Raw genomic sequence first — 14,323 nt, forward strand, 5'->3', positions numbered from 1 at the left:
GATGCGCAACCTCGAGCTCCTGCTCCTGATCGGCGCCTGCCTGATCGACGCCTCCGCGATCCTGCTGGTCCAGCTGGGCGCCCTCGGCGCCGTCGACACCACCCTCGTCTCGCTGGGCGCCGGCCTCTCGGCGCTCGTGCTGGTGGTGCACGTGGTGCTGCGCTTCGCGGCTCCGGAGGCGGACCCGTTCCTCCTCCCCATCGCGACGGTCCTCAACGGCCTCGGCGTCGCCGAGATCTACCGGATCGACATCGCCGACGGAGCCACCGGCTGGGAGTCGGTCGCGGTGCGCCAGATCATCTGGAGCGGCCTCGCGATCGTCGCGGCCGTCGTGGTGCTCGTCGTCATCCGCAACCACCGCATCCTCTTCCGGTACACCTACGTGGCCGGCTTCGCCGCGATCGTGCTGCTCCTGCTGCCGCTGCTGCCGTTCATCGGCCGCGAGGTCAGCGGTGCGCGCGTCTGGATCGGCATCGGCGACTTCTTCAGCTTCCAGCCCGGCGAGATCGCGAAGATCGCGCTCGCGGTCTTCTTCGCGGGCTACCTGGTGCGCAACCGCGACTCCCTCTCGATGGTCGGCAGGACGTTCCTCCGGATGCGGTTCCCGCGTCTGCGCGATCTCGGCCCGATCCTCGTGGTCTGGGCCGTCTCGATGTCGGTCATCGTCTTCCAGCGCGATCTCGGCACCGCGCTGCTCTACTTCGGCCTGTTCCTCGTGATGCTCTACGTCGCCACGGGCCGCACCAGCTGGGTGATCATCGGCGTCGGCCTCTTCCTCGGCGGCGCGATCCTCGCGAGCCAGACGCTGGGCTACGTCGGCAACCGCTTCGCGAACTGGCTCGACCCCTTCAACCCCGACCGATACGGCGCCGACCCGGGCGGCAGCTTCCAGCTCGTGCAGGGCCTGTTCGGACTCGCGCACGGCGGCCTGCTGGGCACCGGACTCGGTCAGGGCATGCCCGACATCACGCCGGTCCCCCAGTCGGACTACATCATCGCGAGCCTCGGCGAGGAGCTCGGCCTCGCCGGTCTCTTCGCGATCTTCGGCCTCTACCTGCTGCTCGTCTCGCGCGGCTTCCGCATCGGCTTCGCCGGGCAGGACGACTTCGGCCGCCTGCTGGGCGTCGGCCTCTCGTTCGTCATCGCCCTGCAGTGCTTCATCGTGATCGGAGGCGTCACCCGGGTGATCCCGCTGACCGGCCTCACGACGCCGTTCCTCGCCGCGGGAGGCTCCTCCCTCGTCGCCAACTGGATGATCGTCGCGGTCCTCCTCCGCCTCTCGGACACAGTCCGCAGCCAGCCCCGTCTGGTGGTGTGATCCGTCGATGAACCGTGAACTCAAGCGCGTGAGCATCGTCGTCCTGACGATGTTCGTCGCCCTCTTCCTCTCCACGACCACGATCCAGGTGATCCAGGCGGATGCGCTGTCCGAGGACTCGCGCAACACCCGCACGCTCTACGAGAGCTTCTCGACCGAGCGCGGAGCGATCCTGGTCGACGGCCAGCCGATCGCCTCCTCCGTGCCGAGCGACGACCTGTACAAGTTCCAGCGCCAGTACGCGAACGGGCCCCTCTACTCGGGCGTCACGGGCTACTTCACCCTGAACCAGGGGACGACCGGCATCGAGCGCTCGCTCAACGACTACCTCTCGGGCACCTCGAACTCGCAGTTCTTCGACGAGATCGACAACCTCGTCTCGGGTCAGGACCCCACCGGCGCCTCCGTCGAGCTCTCGATCGACCCGGTCGCGCAGCAGGCGGCCTTCGACGCCCTCGGCGACTACACCGGCGCGGTCGTGGTGACGGAGCCGGCGACCGGCCGCATCCTCGCGATGGTCTCCAAGCCCACCTTCGACCCCACCTCCCTCGCGTCGCACGACACGAACGACGTGCTGGCCGCGTACCAGGCGCTGAACGACGACCCGGGCGATCCGTTGATCAACCGCGCCATCGGCGGCTCGCTGAACCCGCCCGGCTCCGTCTTCAAGCTCGTCGTCGCCTCGGCGGCGCTCGAGTCCGGTCGCTTCACGCCCGACTCGAGCTTCCCGAACCAGCAGGCGTTCACCCTGCCCGGCACCAGCACCCAGGTCACGAACTCCGGAGGGGGCCTCTGCGGCCCCGGGGACACGGTCACGCTCGCCACCGCGGTGAAGCTCTCCTGCAACGTGCCGATGGCCGAGATGGGCGTGCAGCTGGGCGCCTCCGCGATCCGCGAGACGGCCGAGAAGTTCGGCTTCGACACCGAGCTCGAGATCCCGATGTCGGTCGAGGCCAGCACCTACCCCGCGACGACGGACGACGCGCAGACCGCGCTCACCGCGTTCGGCCAGTACGAGGTGCGCGCCACTCCGCTGCAGATCGCGATGGTCTCGGCGGCGATCGCGAACGGCGGCGAGGTGATGGAGCCGAGTCTCGTCGACGTCATCCGCTCGCAGGATCTGAGCGTGCTGGAGCAGTTCGAGGAGAACCCGCTGGGCCGCGCCGTGAGCGAGGAGACGGCGGACGCCGTGAAGGCGATGATGGTCGCCAGCGTCGAGGACGGCGCCGCGACCAATGCGACAATAGGTGGCGTCACCGTGGCCGGCAAGACCGGCACAGCCGAGAACGGCGGGGACGACCCCTACACCCTCTGGTTCACCGGATTCGCTCCTGCGGACGATCCGCAGTACGCCATCACCGTCCTCGTCGAGAACGGCGGAGGACTCGGACAGAACGGGTACGGCAATCTTCTCGCCGCACCCATCGCACAACAGGTACTAGAGGCGGTGCTGAACAAATGAGACCCACCACAGGCCTCACCTTCGGGGGACGCTACGAACTGCAGTCCAGGATCGCCATCGGCGGCATGGGCGAGGTGTGGCAGGCGACGGACCTGGTGATCGGCCGGACCATCGCGATCAAGATCCTGAAGGACGAGTACCTCGGCGATCCGGGCTTCCTCGAGCGCTTCCGCGCCGAGGCCCGCCACGCCGCGCTCGTCAACCACGAGGGCATCGCCAACGTCTACGACTACGGCGAGGAGGACGGCTCCGCGTACCTCGTCATGGAGCTCGTGCCCGGCGAGGCCCTCTCGACCGTGCTCGAGCGCGAGCGCGTGCTCTCGACCGACAAGGTCCTCGACATCGTCGCGCAGACCGCGCTCGCGCTGCACGCGGCCCACGCCGCCGGCCTGGTCCACCGTGACGTGAAGCCGGGCAACCTGCTCATCACGCCCGACGGCCGCGTCAAGATCACCGACTTCGGCATCGCCCGCATCGCCGACCAGGTCCCCCTCACCGCGACCGGCCAGGTCATGGGCACGGTCCAGTACCTGTCGCCGGAGCAGGCGAGCGGCCAGCCCGCATCGCCCGCCACCGACATCTACTCGCTGGGGATCGTCGCCTACGAGTGCCTCGCCGGGCGCCGTCCGTTCACGGGCGAGTCGCAGGTTGCCATCGCGATGGCGCAGATCAACGACACTCCCCCGGAGCTGCCCGTCACGGTGGCCGAGCCGGTGCGCAACCTCGTCTACTCGTGCATCGCCAAGAAGCCCGCCGACCGTCCGGCCACCGCCGCGCACCTGGCGCGGGCCGCGCAGGCGCTGCGCACCGGAGACGTCCGCGGAGCGGCCCTCGCGGTCCCCGCCGTCGCAGGCGACCTTCCGACCACGCAGGCGACCACGGTTCTGCCCTCGGCCGCGGGCGCCACCCAGGCCACCACCGTGCTGCCCTCCAACACGGCGGCCGTCGCCGCCGGCTCGCTCGTCGGCGCCCCCGAGCTCCAGGACGAGGTCGAGGAGCCGCGCAAGCGCAGCCCGTGGACCTGGCCGCTGATCGCGCTCATCGTGATCCTCGCCATCGTCATCGGCGGCACGATCTTCGCGCTGACCACGGGCGACGGCGACCAGGCCGAGCCGACGCCCACCGTCACGCAGACCCAGGCCCCCTCCCCGACGCCGACCCCCACTCCGACGCCGACCCCCACGCAGACCTCGAACTTCGTGCCAATCAACGAGGCCGACTACGTCGGCCGTCCGTTCGACGAGGTCGAGGCCGAGCTCGCCGCGCTCGGCATGGGCGTCGACCGGGTCGACGGCCCGAACGCGCCGAGCGCCGATCAGGTCGGCCTCGTCGAGGGCGTGAACCCCACGGCGAACGTGGTCAAGGGCACGACCATCGAGGTGTCCGTCTTCACCGACGTGGCCACTCCTGATGCTCCGACGGCGGTGCCGACCGTGACTCCGGCCGCGTCGAGCGTCGACGCCGGTGCGACGTTCAACGTCACCTGGAGCAACTACAACCAGTGCCCGAGCGGCACCTCGGTCTCCGGCTACCGAGTGACCGCGACCGGCGAGGGCGCCTCCGTCACGAGCACAAACCCGTCGAACTCCACCACGGCGGCGATCCAGGCGGGGCCCGCCGCCGGCTCGATCGACGTCACCTACACGGTGATCTGCGGCGAGACGGAGTCGGCCGCCTCGCCGACCCTGACGGTCACCGTCGACGCCCCCGCCCCGACGCCGACGCCGACCCCGACCAACTCGAGCTCGGCGACCGCGCCTCCCACCGACGCTCCCGAGGAGTAGGCAGCAGGCGACGCACCGGGCCCGGAGGAGCGATCCTCCGGGCCCGTCGTCGTCCCCGACGCGTCCAGCGGGATCACGTCGGACCCGCGGGTACACTTGCCGTGGCTCCTGCGGGGGCAGGGCCATACGGGATTCAGGGCGGGAGCGCACGCGTGACGGAAGAGGGTCGCCTGATCGCGGGACGGTATCAGGTCGGGCCCCGGCTCGGACGCGGCGGCATGTCCGAGGTCTACCTCGGCACCGACACCCGGCTCGGACGCACCGTGGCGATCAAGGAGCTCAAGCTCTCGCTGTCCTCCGACTCCGCGTTCCGCCTGCGGTTCCGACAGGAGGCCCAGTCCGCCTCGCGCATGTCGCACCCCACCATCGTCCGCGTCTTCGACGCCGGCGAGGAGGTCACCGTCGACGAGCAGGGCGCCGAGTCGCGCCGCCCGTTCATCGTGATGGAGCACATCGAGGGACGCCTGCTCAAGGACGTCATCGCCGAGGGCCCGGTCGACGTGGACGAGGCCGTCCGCATCACCGAGGGCATCCTCACCGCGCTCGAGTACTCCCACCGCGCCGGTGTGGTCCACCGCGACATCAAGCCCGGCAACATCATGCTGACCCCGTCGGGCCAGGTGAAGGTGATGGACTTCGGCATCGCCCGCGCCGTCTCCGATTCGGCGGCGACCGTCGCCCAGACGACCGCGATCCTCGGCACCGCCGCCTACTTCTCGCCCGAGCAGGCGAAGGGCGAGCAGGTCGACGCGCGCAGCGACCTCTACTCCGCGGGCATCGTGCTCTTCGAGCTCCTCACCGGGCGGGCGCCGTTCCGCGGCGACACCCCGGTGGCCGTCGCCTACCAGCACGTCAGCGAGACGCCTCCCGCGCCGAGCTCCATCAACCCCGCCGTCAGCCCCGCCCTCGACTCGATCGTGGCCCGGGCGCTGTCGAAGGACCGCTACGAGCGGTTCCAGGGGGCGGCCGAGTTCCGCGACGACCTCCGCGACGCCGCGGCCGGCCGCCTCGCCGAGCACCGGCCGATCGACGAGCTCACCACCTCGCTCTTCGCCGCGCGCAGCCAGGGCGGCATGAACGACTCCGAGCTCGCGCTGCGTCAGCTCGCCGAGGACAACTCGGCCGTGCGCACGCAGCGCCGCCCGCCGGTCCTCTGGATCTGGTCGTCGATCGTCGTGCTCGCGGTGATCGTGGCCGCCCTGGTGATCTGGGTGCTCACCCTCCAGCCCACGACCACGCTCCCCTCGCAGTCGCGCGAGGTGCCGACCCTCACGGGCACGAGCTACGACAGCGCGCAGTCGACACTGACGGCGCTCGATCTCGTCCCGAGTCAGGTCACCGAGTTCAGCGACTCCGTCCCGGAGGGCGAGGTGGTCCGCACCGATCCCGGATCCGGCACCATCGTCGCTCCGGACACCGTGATCCGCGTCTACGTCTCGCAGGGCGTCCAGCCCGTCGCCGTTCCGGGCACCGCCGGCACGAGCCTCGGCGAGGCGATCGCCGCTCTCACCGGGGCGGGCCTCGCGGAGGGGTCGCAGACGCGCCAGAACTCCCCGACGATCGCCGCCGATGTGGTGCTCTCCACCACTCCGTCGGCGGGCGAGCAGGTCGTCCCCGGCACGCCGGTCGATCTCGTCGTCTCCTCCGGCACGGTCGTTCTGCCCGATCTGGTCGGCCAGTCGCTCAGCGCGGCTCTGGCGGCCCTCGAGGCCGAGGAGCTGCAGCTCGTCGGCGTCGAGGCGCCCGACGAGTCGTGCGAGTCGGTGCGGGCGAACCCGCCGATCATCACGCAGTCGCTCGCCCCCGGCGAGGTGCCGCAGGGCTCCACCGTCGAGCTCGGGTACTGCGCCGGCTGACGGAGTCGGGCCGACCGACGAGCACGGGGCCGGCCGCCGCTCCTCGGAGGCGCCGCGACGAGCGGATGCTCCGCATCACCGAGACGGAGGAGCGCCCGGACGAGTCGGAGGCGCGCCCGGTCTCAGGCGCGGCGGGCGTCGACCAGCGGCTGCTCCAGGCGGAGCAGGTCGCTCGACGCCGCCGACTCCGCCGCAGGCGAGATCCTGCCCCGGATGTCGCTCGGAGTGAGCCCTTCGCGGCGCTTCAGAGCCCGGCGCAGATGATCGGCCGAGGAGAACCCGGAGGAGGCCGCGATGGTCTCGAGCGGCACCTCGCGCGGACGACGCCGCAGCAGCTCGACCGCACTGGCCACGCGGGCGCGCTCGATCTCGCTCGCGACCGTGGTGCCGGCGTCCTCGAACAGGCGCTGCAGCGAGCGGGTCGAGACGTTCACCGCGTCGGCCACCGCCTCAGGGGTGCAGCGCGGGGTGCGGTGCGTGCGGTCGATCACGGTCCTCGCCCGCCCCAGGGTCGCGGCCCGGATGCTCGTCGCACCCGACTGCGCGCCGTGCGAGGCGAGGAACGCGCTCACCAGCAGCTGCTTCACGACGTGGGCGAAGTTCGCGAGCTCGGCCTCGCCGGGGACGCCCGTTCCCGACTCCGCCGCGAGCGCGAACGCCGTCGTGAACGCGGCGGCCGCGCGCGTGGTCCGCGCATCGGGATCGAGCGCGTGCACGCCCGAGCTCGTGTCGAAGCCGTAGCGGCGCATCTCGTCCGCGCGGAGGGAGACCTGCAGCAGGCTCACGGGCGTCGTCGACTCCGTGGTGAACGTGGTCGTGCCGGGCTGGTACGAGATCGAGCCCGGACGCAGCAGAGTGGTGCGCTCCGGACCGACCATCCGCACGAAGCCCTCGAGGAGGAACGAGAAGGTGAGCACCGAGCAGTCATCGGCCCCCCAGGTTCCGCGCAGGACCCGGAGCGGGGAGGAGGTGATCAGGACGACGCTGACGTCCTGGGAGCCGAAGCCCGAGCCCGTGATGCGAGGCACCGTTCCCGGCTTCACGACGATGCGCGGTCCGAGGCTCTCGAGTTCCCGTATGCCCGTGTACGCCCAGGAGATCTGTTCCACCATCTGCGCCCCCGGATGTGTCGTTCCGGCAGTCGATCCCCTTGCCGGATGTCCTCCGATTATGCCGGGAAGGACTACCGCATCCTCCGCCGGAGGCCCGTCAAAACACGCCAGCAGGCCGGTCGACGGAGCCTCGCATCGTGCGGGACGACCCCTGTAGATCCGCGGATCGCTCCCCTCTATCCGACATCCATAGCGCATTTCAGGCGCAATCCGCGCGGGTCGTGGCGGGCGAACGCGTCCCCACTGTGGGCGGCAATTTGATGACCGGGACCTCGCGGTGCACGTCGCGAACGGACGGGGCGCCGAGGGCTTCTACGCCGGGAGGTCCGCCACGGGAGGAGCCGAGCGCCGTGCTCCCACCTCCGTCAGCCAGTTCGCCAGAAGCGCGCGCCCGTGGGGCGTGAGGACCGATTCCGGATGGAACTGCACGCCCACCACCGGCGCGGAGCGGTGCCGGAGGGCCATCACGACGCCCTCGGACGACGTCGCGGTCACCTCGAGCTCCACGGGCAGCGAGGTGCGCTCGACGGCCAGCGAGTGGTAGCGCATGGCGTCGAATCCGGAGGGGATGCCCGCGAAGAGCGCATCCCCCCTGTGCTCGACGGGCGAGGTGCGCCCGTGGAGCGGCTCGGGCGCCTCGCCGACGCGCGCGCCGAGCGCGTGCGCGATCACCTGATGGCCGAGGCACACGCCCAGCAGCGGATGCGCGTGCTCGACCGCGTGCCTCACGAGGGCGACCGACGTCGGCACGTCCTCGGGTCGTCCCGGCCCCGGAGAGACGAGCACGGCGTCGACCGCCTCGGCACGGCGGATCGCCTCGGGCGCCGCGAGTTCGGCGCCCTCGACCACCTCGACCTCGGCCCCCAGCTCGCGCAGGTAGGCGACCAGGGTGAAGACGAAGCTGTCGTAGTTGTCGACGACGAGGATCCGGATCACCGCGCGCTCCTCGGCCTGCTCACTCCTGGACGGTGACGTCCCGGTCCAGGACCAGCGACTGCACCCACGGGAACACCCACTCGGCGAGGGCGACGAGGACCGCCGCCACCAGGACGAGGACGATCAGGAGCCGGACCCACCAGGGTCCGGGCAGGACCCGCCACAGTGCCGCGTACACGTCAGCCCTCCTCGGCGACCGTGGCCGCGATCTCGGCGGGCGGACCCGCGGAACGGGGCTGCCACGACTCGAGCACGCCGTAGGCGATGATCCGCTCGGCGGTCGAGTAGAGCGGGTTGCAGCTGGTCAGCGTGATCAGCCGGTCGGTGGGAGCGACGTCGGTCGTCCACGGCACCGGGTCGATGACCTGCACGTCCGACGGCTGCACGTACTCGAGGTTGCGGAAGCGGTAGGTGTACCAGCCGTCGGCGGTCTCGATGTAGATCGCATCGCCCAGCTGCAGCTCGTCGATCAGGTGCATCCCGCCGCCGTAGGCGCTGCGGTGCGCGGCGAGGGCGAAGTTGCCCACCTCGCCCGGCATCTGCGTGGTCGGGTAGTGGCCGATGCTGCCCTCGTCGAGGACGTTCGCCGCGTCGACGCCCTCGGCGATCGTGCGCACCCATCCCTCGCCGTACCTCGGGATGTACAGATTGCCGAACGAGGCGTCGATCGCCGACGCCGGAGAGACGACGGGCGCCCCGAAGTCGACCGGAGCACCCTCGGCAGCGGGCGGGACCTCGGCGGAGGGCGACTCCGACGACTGCGGTCCTCCCCAGCTCTGCCGCAGCTCCGCGGCCTCGGAGGTCTGCTGGTTCGCGATGACTGCGTCGTTCCACCACAGCTGCCAGCCGAGGAAGAGGAGCACCAGCACCCCGGCGGTCATCAGGAGCTCACCCACGACTCCGAAGAACGAGAGGCGGCGCCGCGGACGGGCGGCGGTGCGCGTCGATCGACGCCGCCGAGGGGCGTCGGAGGGCTGCGGGGCGGACATGGCTCGAGTCTAATCGGGCCGTTCCCGCGGGCTCCGGCCTCCTCGGCCGCCTGGGGAGACGCCCTCCGCGCCCTGTGGAGAACCGGTGCCGCGGCTCGTCGAGGGCACCCCGCTCCCGGTCCGAGGGCTCGGCCCGGTACAGTGTTCCCCATGGCACGAGCGACGAAGAGCCCGAAGCCGGAGCGCGACGAGGCCCGGACCGGAGAGAACTCCCCCAACCCGGTCTGGTTCAAGCCGGTGATGTTCGGCTTCATGCTGCTCGGACTCGCCTGGATCATCGTCTTCTACGTGAGCCAGGGCCTCCTGCCCATCCCCGATCTCGGCAACGTCAACATCCTCATCGGCTTCGGGATCGCCTTCATCGGCTTCCTGATGACCACCCGCTGGCGCTGACCGCGCCCCTCGCGTGAACGACGCCCCGTCCGGACCTCCGACGGGGCGTTCGTCGTCGGTGGCGCGGTTGCGGGCCGCCGGCTGCGTCTTCGCCGAGGAGGAGGCCGCACTCCTCGAGGAGGCGGCGCACTCCGAGGAGGAGCTCGAGCCGCTCCTGCGGCGCCGCGAGACGGGCGAGCCCCTCGAGCAGATCCTGGGGTGGGTCGAGTTCCGCGGTCTGCGGATCGGGATCGCTCCGGGCGTCTTCGTCCCCCGGCAGCGCACCGCGTTCGTCGTGGATGCGGCCCTGACCGTCCTCGGCGACGCCGTCGGAGACGGCACCACGGTGCTCGACCTGTGCTGCGGCTCCGGCGCCATCGGTCGTGCCCTCCTCGACGAGCGGAGCGGTCTGCGCCTGCTGGCCGCCGACGTCTCCCCCGAGGCCGTGGCGTGTGCGCGGGCGAATCTCGCCGGACTCGCGACGGTCGTCGAGGGCGATCTCTTCGACGCCCTGCCTGTGGGAGAGCGCGGCCTTCTCGACCTCGTCGTCGTCAACGCCCCCTACGTGCCGACGGAGGCGATCGCGCTGATGCCGCCGGAGGCGCGTCTGCACGAGCCGACCGTCTCGCTCGACGGCGGGACCGACGGCCTGGTGCTGCACCGACGCATCGCCCGGGAGGCGCCCGCGTGGCTCTCTCCGGGCGGTGCGGTCGTGATCGAGGTCGGTCGGGAGCAGGCACCCGTCAGCGCCGCGGCGTTCGCCGACGCGGGCTTCACCGCCGAGGTGCGGAGGGACGACGAGCGGGGCGCGACGGTCGTCGTGGCTCGGCTCGTCCGAACTACACGCCTGTAATTATCCCCAGCTGTGCAAACTCCTGTGGAGAGACGGGGGCGGCGCGCGCATCCCCGGGATCCCGCGGCTCCCGAGAGCGATCCGCATCAGGACGCGGCAGGATCGAGGGCCCCCGACCACCTCGCTCGGGGTCCGCGGAATGACAGCCGCGTAGTTCTCCCCATTGTTAACAACCCTGTGGATAACTTTCTCCCCACCTGGGGAGAGTGCCTGTGGAAGAACCCCTCGAGCCGGTTACATCGCCTCGCGCCGCAACCACTTCGACCGGTTACTCCGCGGTTCCAGCACTAACCTCACGATGCGGTTACGTCCGGAGGCAAGCGTCCTCCCGCTGGTCAGGCGGCCGCCCCGAGCACGTGTCGAGCGGAGGAGCCGCGTCGCGTCCCGGTGAGTGGGCGAAGGAGTGCCTGCCCGTCAGCTCGTCGGCCGAGTAGCCCCGCTGGGGCGTCCCGGGACCCGCGTCCGCCCGCGGATCCGGGTCATCGTCCGGCCTTCCGGTGGATCTCGAGACGCCCGCTGCGCGGGATGGTCGATCAGCAGGCTGCAGCCGACCCGGGTGGTGACTTCTCCTCAGAGACCCCGCCCCGCCCTCGCGGATCGCGGCCGACGAGCGCCTCAGCCCAGGAGGTACGCTCCCGCGGTGATCGCGACCAGGCCGGCGCCGATCAGGCCGACGAGCAGGTTCTGCGTCCGGCGCTGCGCACGCTGCCGCGTCTTCGTGAACACGAGACCGATGAGCGCGCCGGCCACGAGGCCGCCGACGTGCGCCTGCCACGCCACGTTCATCCCGGGCAGGAATCCGATGACGAGGTTGAGGCCGACGAGCACCAGCAGCTGCGACGCCTGGCCGCCGAGGTGCCGGAGGATCACCAGGTAGGCCCCCATCAGGCCGAAGATCGCTCCGGAGGCGCCGATGACCGTGGTGAGCGGTCCGGCGAGCAGGAGGACGCCGACGGACCCCGCGAAGCCGCTGAGCAGGAACAGCGCGAGGTAGCGGCCGCGGCCGAGCATCCGCTCGAGAGCCATGCCGAAGATCCACAGCGTGTACATGTTCAGCGCCAGGTGGAACGGGATGACGAAGAAGACCGAGGTGCTGTGGAGGAAGACCGAGGTGAGCATCCGCCACGGCTCGAACCCGGCGCCGAAGCCGGGGAGCGTGTAGGCGGGGACGTAGGCCAGCCCGCCGATGACGAGGTTGCCCACGACGGGGAGGACCTCGAGGATCCAGAGGAACACACAGAGGGCGATGATCGCGTACGTGACGGTCGGCTGATCGGCGCGGGTCATGGCGCGGACCCTCGAGACCAGCGGGCTGCGCGTGCGCGGGGCCTCCGAGCGCTGCTGCGCCATGTCGTCCGGGCAGATCACTCCCACCGGGGCCGGCGTCTGGCACTCGCCGCAGATCGTGCGGCCGCACCGTTGGCAGCGCACGAAGCTCTGCCGGTCGGGGTGGCGGTAGCACGCGTACGCGCTGGTCGGCGGGACCTGGGTCACGGATTCGCCTCCGGGGAGAACGAGGGCCGGATCCAGACGGACCCGGCCCTCGAGGAGAAGGTGGAAGAGGGGATCAGACCTCGGTGATCTCGACGCTCTCGATGACGACGTCCTCGAGCGGCTTGTCGCGGCCGTCGGTGGCCACGGTCGACAGGGACTGGACCAGCTGCTTCGACGCGTCGTCGGCGACGGCACCGAAGATCGTGTGCTTGCCCTGGAGCCAGGTCGTCGGCGCCACGGTGATGAAGAACTGCGAGCCGTTGGTCCCGCGCCCCGCCTGCTTGCCGGCGTTGGCCATCGCGAGGATGTACGGCTGCGTGAAGTCGAGCTCGGGGTTGATCTCGTCGTCGAACTGGAAGCCCGGGCCTCCGATGCCCTGGCCGAGGGGGTCGCCGCCCTGGAGCATGAAGTCCGGAATCACGCGGTGGAAGACGGTGCCGTTGTAGAGCGGCTCCTTCGTCTTCGCGCCGGTGGCCGGGTGGGTCCACTCGATGTCGCCGGTCGCGAGACCGACGAAGTTGCGGACCGTCTTGGGAGCGTGATTCCCGTAGAGGTTGACGACGATGTCGCCCTTGTTGGTGTGGAACGTCGCGACTGCGGTGTGCAAAGGCATGGGGGGATTCTCGCACAGCGCGTATGTAGGGGTCCCCTGTGCCCGGTGTCAATGCGCTGGGTGCGCGATGCGGAGCCGGAACGATGAGTGGCAGTATTGAAGAGTTCGCTGCTCGTAGCCGATGGAGGACCACACATGGGTCTGTCACGTAAGCACAAGAAGGATCTCAAGCGCCTCCGCAAGAACGCCGAGGCGGTCTGGAGTGAGCAGCAGGAGGTGCTGGCGCACGCGGCTTCCGTTCTCGAGAAGAGCCGCGCTCACGCCACCAAGTACGCGAAGAAGGAGCTCGTCCCCTTCGCGAAGGACACGTACCAGACGCGGGTGAAGCCCGTGTACGACAACGGCGTCCACGCGGTCGAGGGCACCTACTCCTCGGCTCGCGACACCGTGCTGCACAAGGTCGTCCCGACCTTCGCCGCTGTCGGAGGAACCGCCGCTGCCGCGTTCGAGGCGGCCAAGGACTCGAAGAACCGCGCCAAGCTGGGCGAGATCTCGAAGGCGCGCTGGGAGGAGCTGACCACTCCCCCCAAGAAGAAGTCGGGCGCCGGCATGGTCGTCGCCATCGGCGCTGCGCTCGTCGCGGTCGGCGGCATCGGCTACGCCGTCTGGCAGACGTTCCGCGCGGACGACGAGCTGTGGGTCGCCGAGGACGAGCCGGCCAGCGCCGCGCAGTCCGCGGCATCGACCGCCTCCTGATCCTCCCCGTCCGGCCCGGACTCCGCCTCGCGGGGTCCGGGCCTGCCGCATGTCCGGAAGCGTCCGGAGTTAGGCTTCTGCCGTGGATATCCGTGTCGCCGCGTACGGCGTGATCATCGACGGGGACCGCATGCTCCTCGCGCACTGGAGCCAGGGACCCTGGCAGGCGTGGACGCTGCCCGGCGGCGGCATCGACGAGGGCGAGTCCCCGGCCGACGCCGCCGTGCGCGAGATCTTCGAGGAGACCGGCTACCACTCCGAGCTCGAGGCCCTCATCGGCGTCGACTCCCACGTGATCCCGGCGCACCGCCGCAGCGACCCCGAGGCCGGCCCGCTGCACGCCATCCGCATCGTCTACCGCGCCCGCATCACCGGCGGAGAGCTGACCCACGAGGTCGACGGATCCACGGACGCCGCATCCTGGTTCCCCCTCGGCGACGTCGAGGCTCTCCGAGCGGGTCGAGCTCGTCGACGTCGCGCTCGGCATGAACGAGGCCTGGCTCGTCCGCTGACGGGAATCGCACGCTCCGCCGGCACGTTGTCCCCCGTGTGATCGTCGAGCTGTACTCCTCCGCCTTCTGCGGCGCCTGCCACGCGGCTCGCGCGGTCCTGGAGCACGCCGTCGAGCTGGTGCCGGCGGCCGTGCTGCGCGAGTACGACGTGGCCTTCCGGGCCGATCTGGCCGAGGCGGAGCAGGTCCGCTCGACTCCGACCGTGGTCGTCCGGTCGTCCGACGGCAGTGCCGTGTTCCGCGCCGAGGGGGCGCCGTCGCTCCCCCAGGCCCTCGCCGCCCTCGCCCGGGCCCTGCCGGAGTCCGCTGCCGCCGACGCGCCGTAGG

At 70.9% G+C, this 14,323-nt stretch carries 15 protein-coding genes; 9 read left to right on the plus strand and 6 right to left on the minus strand.

Features of this window, described 5'->3' with window-relative positions; translation table 11 throughout:
• Position 1: 1 nt before the first annotated feature.
• From AC0CID_RS12985 to pknB, 4 genes are all read left to right on the plus strand, one after another.
• On the plus strand, positions 2–1,318 hold the full coding sequence (locus AC0CID_RS12985) for an FtsW/RodA/SpoVE family cell cycle protein (RefSeq protein WP_207403346.1): 1,317 nt from the start codon (positions 2–4) through the stop codon (positions 1,316–1,318).
• Between the two features lie 7 nt (positions 1,319–1,325).
• Positions 1,326–2,780, plus strand: coding sequence for a peptidoglycan D,D-transpeptidase FtsI family protein (locus AC0CID_RS12990; RefSeq protein WP_207403295.1), 1,455 nt, complete (start codon positions 1,326–1,328; stop codon positions 2,778–2,780).
• Entirely contained in the window at positions 2,777–4,564 is a 1,788-nt protein-coding gene (locus tag AC0CID_RS12995) for a protein kinase domain-containing protein (RefSeq protein ID WP_465227125.1), read from the plus strand. Before AC0CID_RS12990 ends, AC0CID_RS12995 begins: the two co-directional genes overlap by 4 nt.
• 152 nt (positions 4,565–4,716) lie before the next feature.
• Entirely contained in the window at positions 4,717–6,420 is a 1,704-nt protein-coding gene (gene pknB / locus AC0CID_RS13000) for a Stk1 family PASTA domain-containing Ser/Thr kinase (RefSeq protein ID WP_207403297.1), read from the plus strand.
• A 122-nt stretch (positions 6,421–6,542) separates the two neighbouring features.
• Here the strand turns inward: pknB and AC0CID_RS13005 are convergent, their stop codons facing one another.
• The 4 genes from AC0CID_RS13005 to AC0CID_RS13020 form a co-directional block, all read right to left on the minus strand.
• Entirely contained in the window at positions 6,543–7,532 is a 990-nt protein-coding gene (locus tag AC0CID_RS13005; protein WP_465227126.1) for a helix-turn-helix domain-containing protein, read from the minus strand.
• A 312-nt stretch (positions 7,533–7,844) separates the two neighbouring features.
• The gene (locus tag AC0CID_RS13010; RefSeq protein ID WP_465227127.1) at positions 7,845–8,468 is read right to left on the minus strand and encodes an anthranilate synthase component II; all 624 of its coding nucleotides are present in this window, start codon (positions 8,466–8,468) and stop codon (positions 7,845–7,847) included.
• Positions 8,469–8,487: 19 nt separating this feature from the next.
• On the minus strand, positions 8,488–8,646 hold the full coding sequence (locus AC0CID_RS13015) for a hypothetical protein (RefSeq protein ID WP_207403300.1): 159 nt from the start codon (positions 8,644–8,646) through the stop codon (positions 8,488–8,490).
• Between the two features lies 1 nt (position 8,647).
• Positions 8,648–9,457, minus strand: a complete 810-nt coding sequence (locus tag AC0CID_RS13020; protein WP_465227128.1) for a class E sortase — start codon at positions 9,455–9,457, stop codon at positions 8,648–8,650.
• A 150-nt stretch (positions 9,458–9,607) separates the two neighbouring features.
• Here AC0CID_RS13020 and AC0CID_RS13025 point away from each other — a divergent pair, with 150 nt between their 5' ends.
• Together AC0CID_RS13025 and AC0CID_RS13030 are read left to right on the plus strand one after the other, a co-directional pair.
• On the plus strand, positions 9,608–9,850 hold the full coding sequence (locus AC0CID_RS13025) for a cell division protein CrgA (protein WP_207403302.1): 243 nt from the start codon (positions 9,608–9,610) through the stop codon (positions 9,848–9,850).
• A 58-nt stretch (positions 9,851–9,908) separates the two neighbouring features.
• On the plus strand, positions 9,909–10,682 hold the full coding sequence (locus AC0CID_RS13030; RefSeq protein ID WP_465227129.1) for a putative protein N(5)-glutamine methyltransferase: 774 nt from the start codon (positions 9,909–9,911) through the stop codon (positions 10,680–10,682).
• Between the two features lie 615 nt (positions 10,683–11,297).
• On the opposite strand, the gene AC0CID_RS13035 is transcribed toward AC0CID_RS13030, so the two are convergent.
• Together AC0CID_RS13035 and AC0CID_RS13040 are read right to left on the minus strand one after the other, a co-directional pair.
• Positions 11,298–12,176 carry a rhomboid family intramembrane serine protease gene (locus AC0CID_RS13035; RefSeq protein WP_465227130.1) on the minus strand — a complete coding sequence of 293 codons (879 nt, stop codon included), beginning with the start codon at positions 12,174–12,176 and terminating at the stop codon, positions 11,298–11,300.
• Positions 12,177–12,249: 73 nt separating this feature from the next.
• Positions 12,250–12,789 (minus strand): peptidylprolyl isomerase, encoded by a 540-nt coding sequence (locus tag AC0CID_RS13040; protein WP_056868835.1) that lies wholly within the window; start codon positions 12,787–12,789, stop codon positions 12,250–12,252.
• Positions 12,790–12,924: 135 nt separating this feature from the next.
• Here AC0CID_RS13040 and AC0CID_RS13045 point away from each other — a divergent pair, with 135 nt between their 5' ends.
• The 3 genes from AC0CID_RS13045 (at position 12,925) to AC0CID_RS13055 (ending at position 14,322) form a co-directional block, all read left to right on the plus strand.
• The gene (locus tag AC0CID_RS13045) at positions 12,925–13,485 is read left to right on the plus strand and encodes a hypothetical protein (protein WP_465227131.1); all 561 of its coding nucleotides are present in this window, start codon (positions 12,925–12,927) and stop codon (positions 13,483–13,485) included.
• An 82-nt stretch (positions 13,486–13,567) separates the two neighbouring features.
• A complete protein-coding gene (locus AC0CID_RS13050; RefSeq protein ID WP_465227132.1) occupies positions 13,568–14,038 on the plus strand; it encodes an NUDIX hydrolase in 471 nt (156 codons plus the stop codon).
• A complete protein-coding gene (locus tag AC0CID_RS13055) occupies positions 14,035–14,322 on the plus strand; it encodes a glutaredoxin family protein (protein ID WP_465227133.1) in 288 nt (95 codons plus the stop codon). Before AC0CID_RS13050 ends, AC0CID_RS13055 begins: the two co-directional genes overlap by 4 nt.
• Position 14,323 lies beyond the last annotated feature (1 nt).

Source organism: Rathayibacter sp. AC451, from assembly GCF_979253095.1.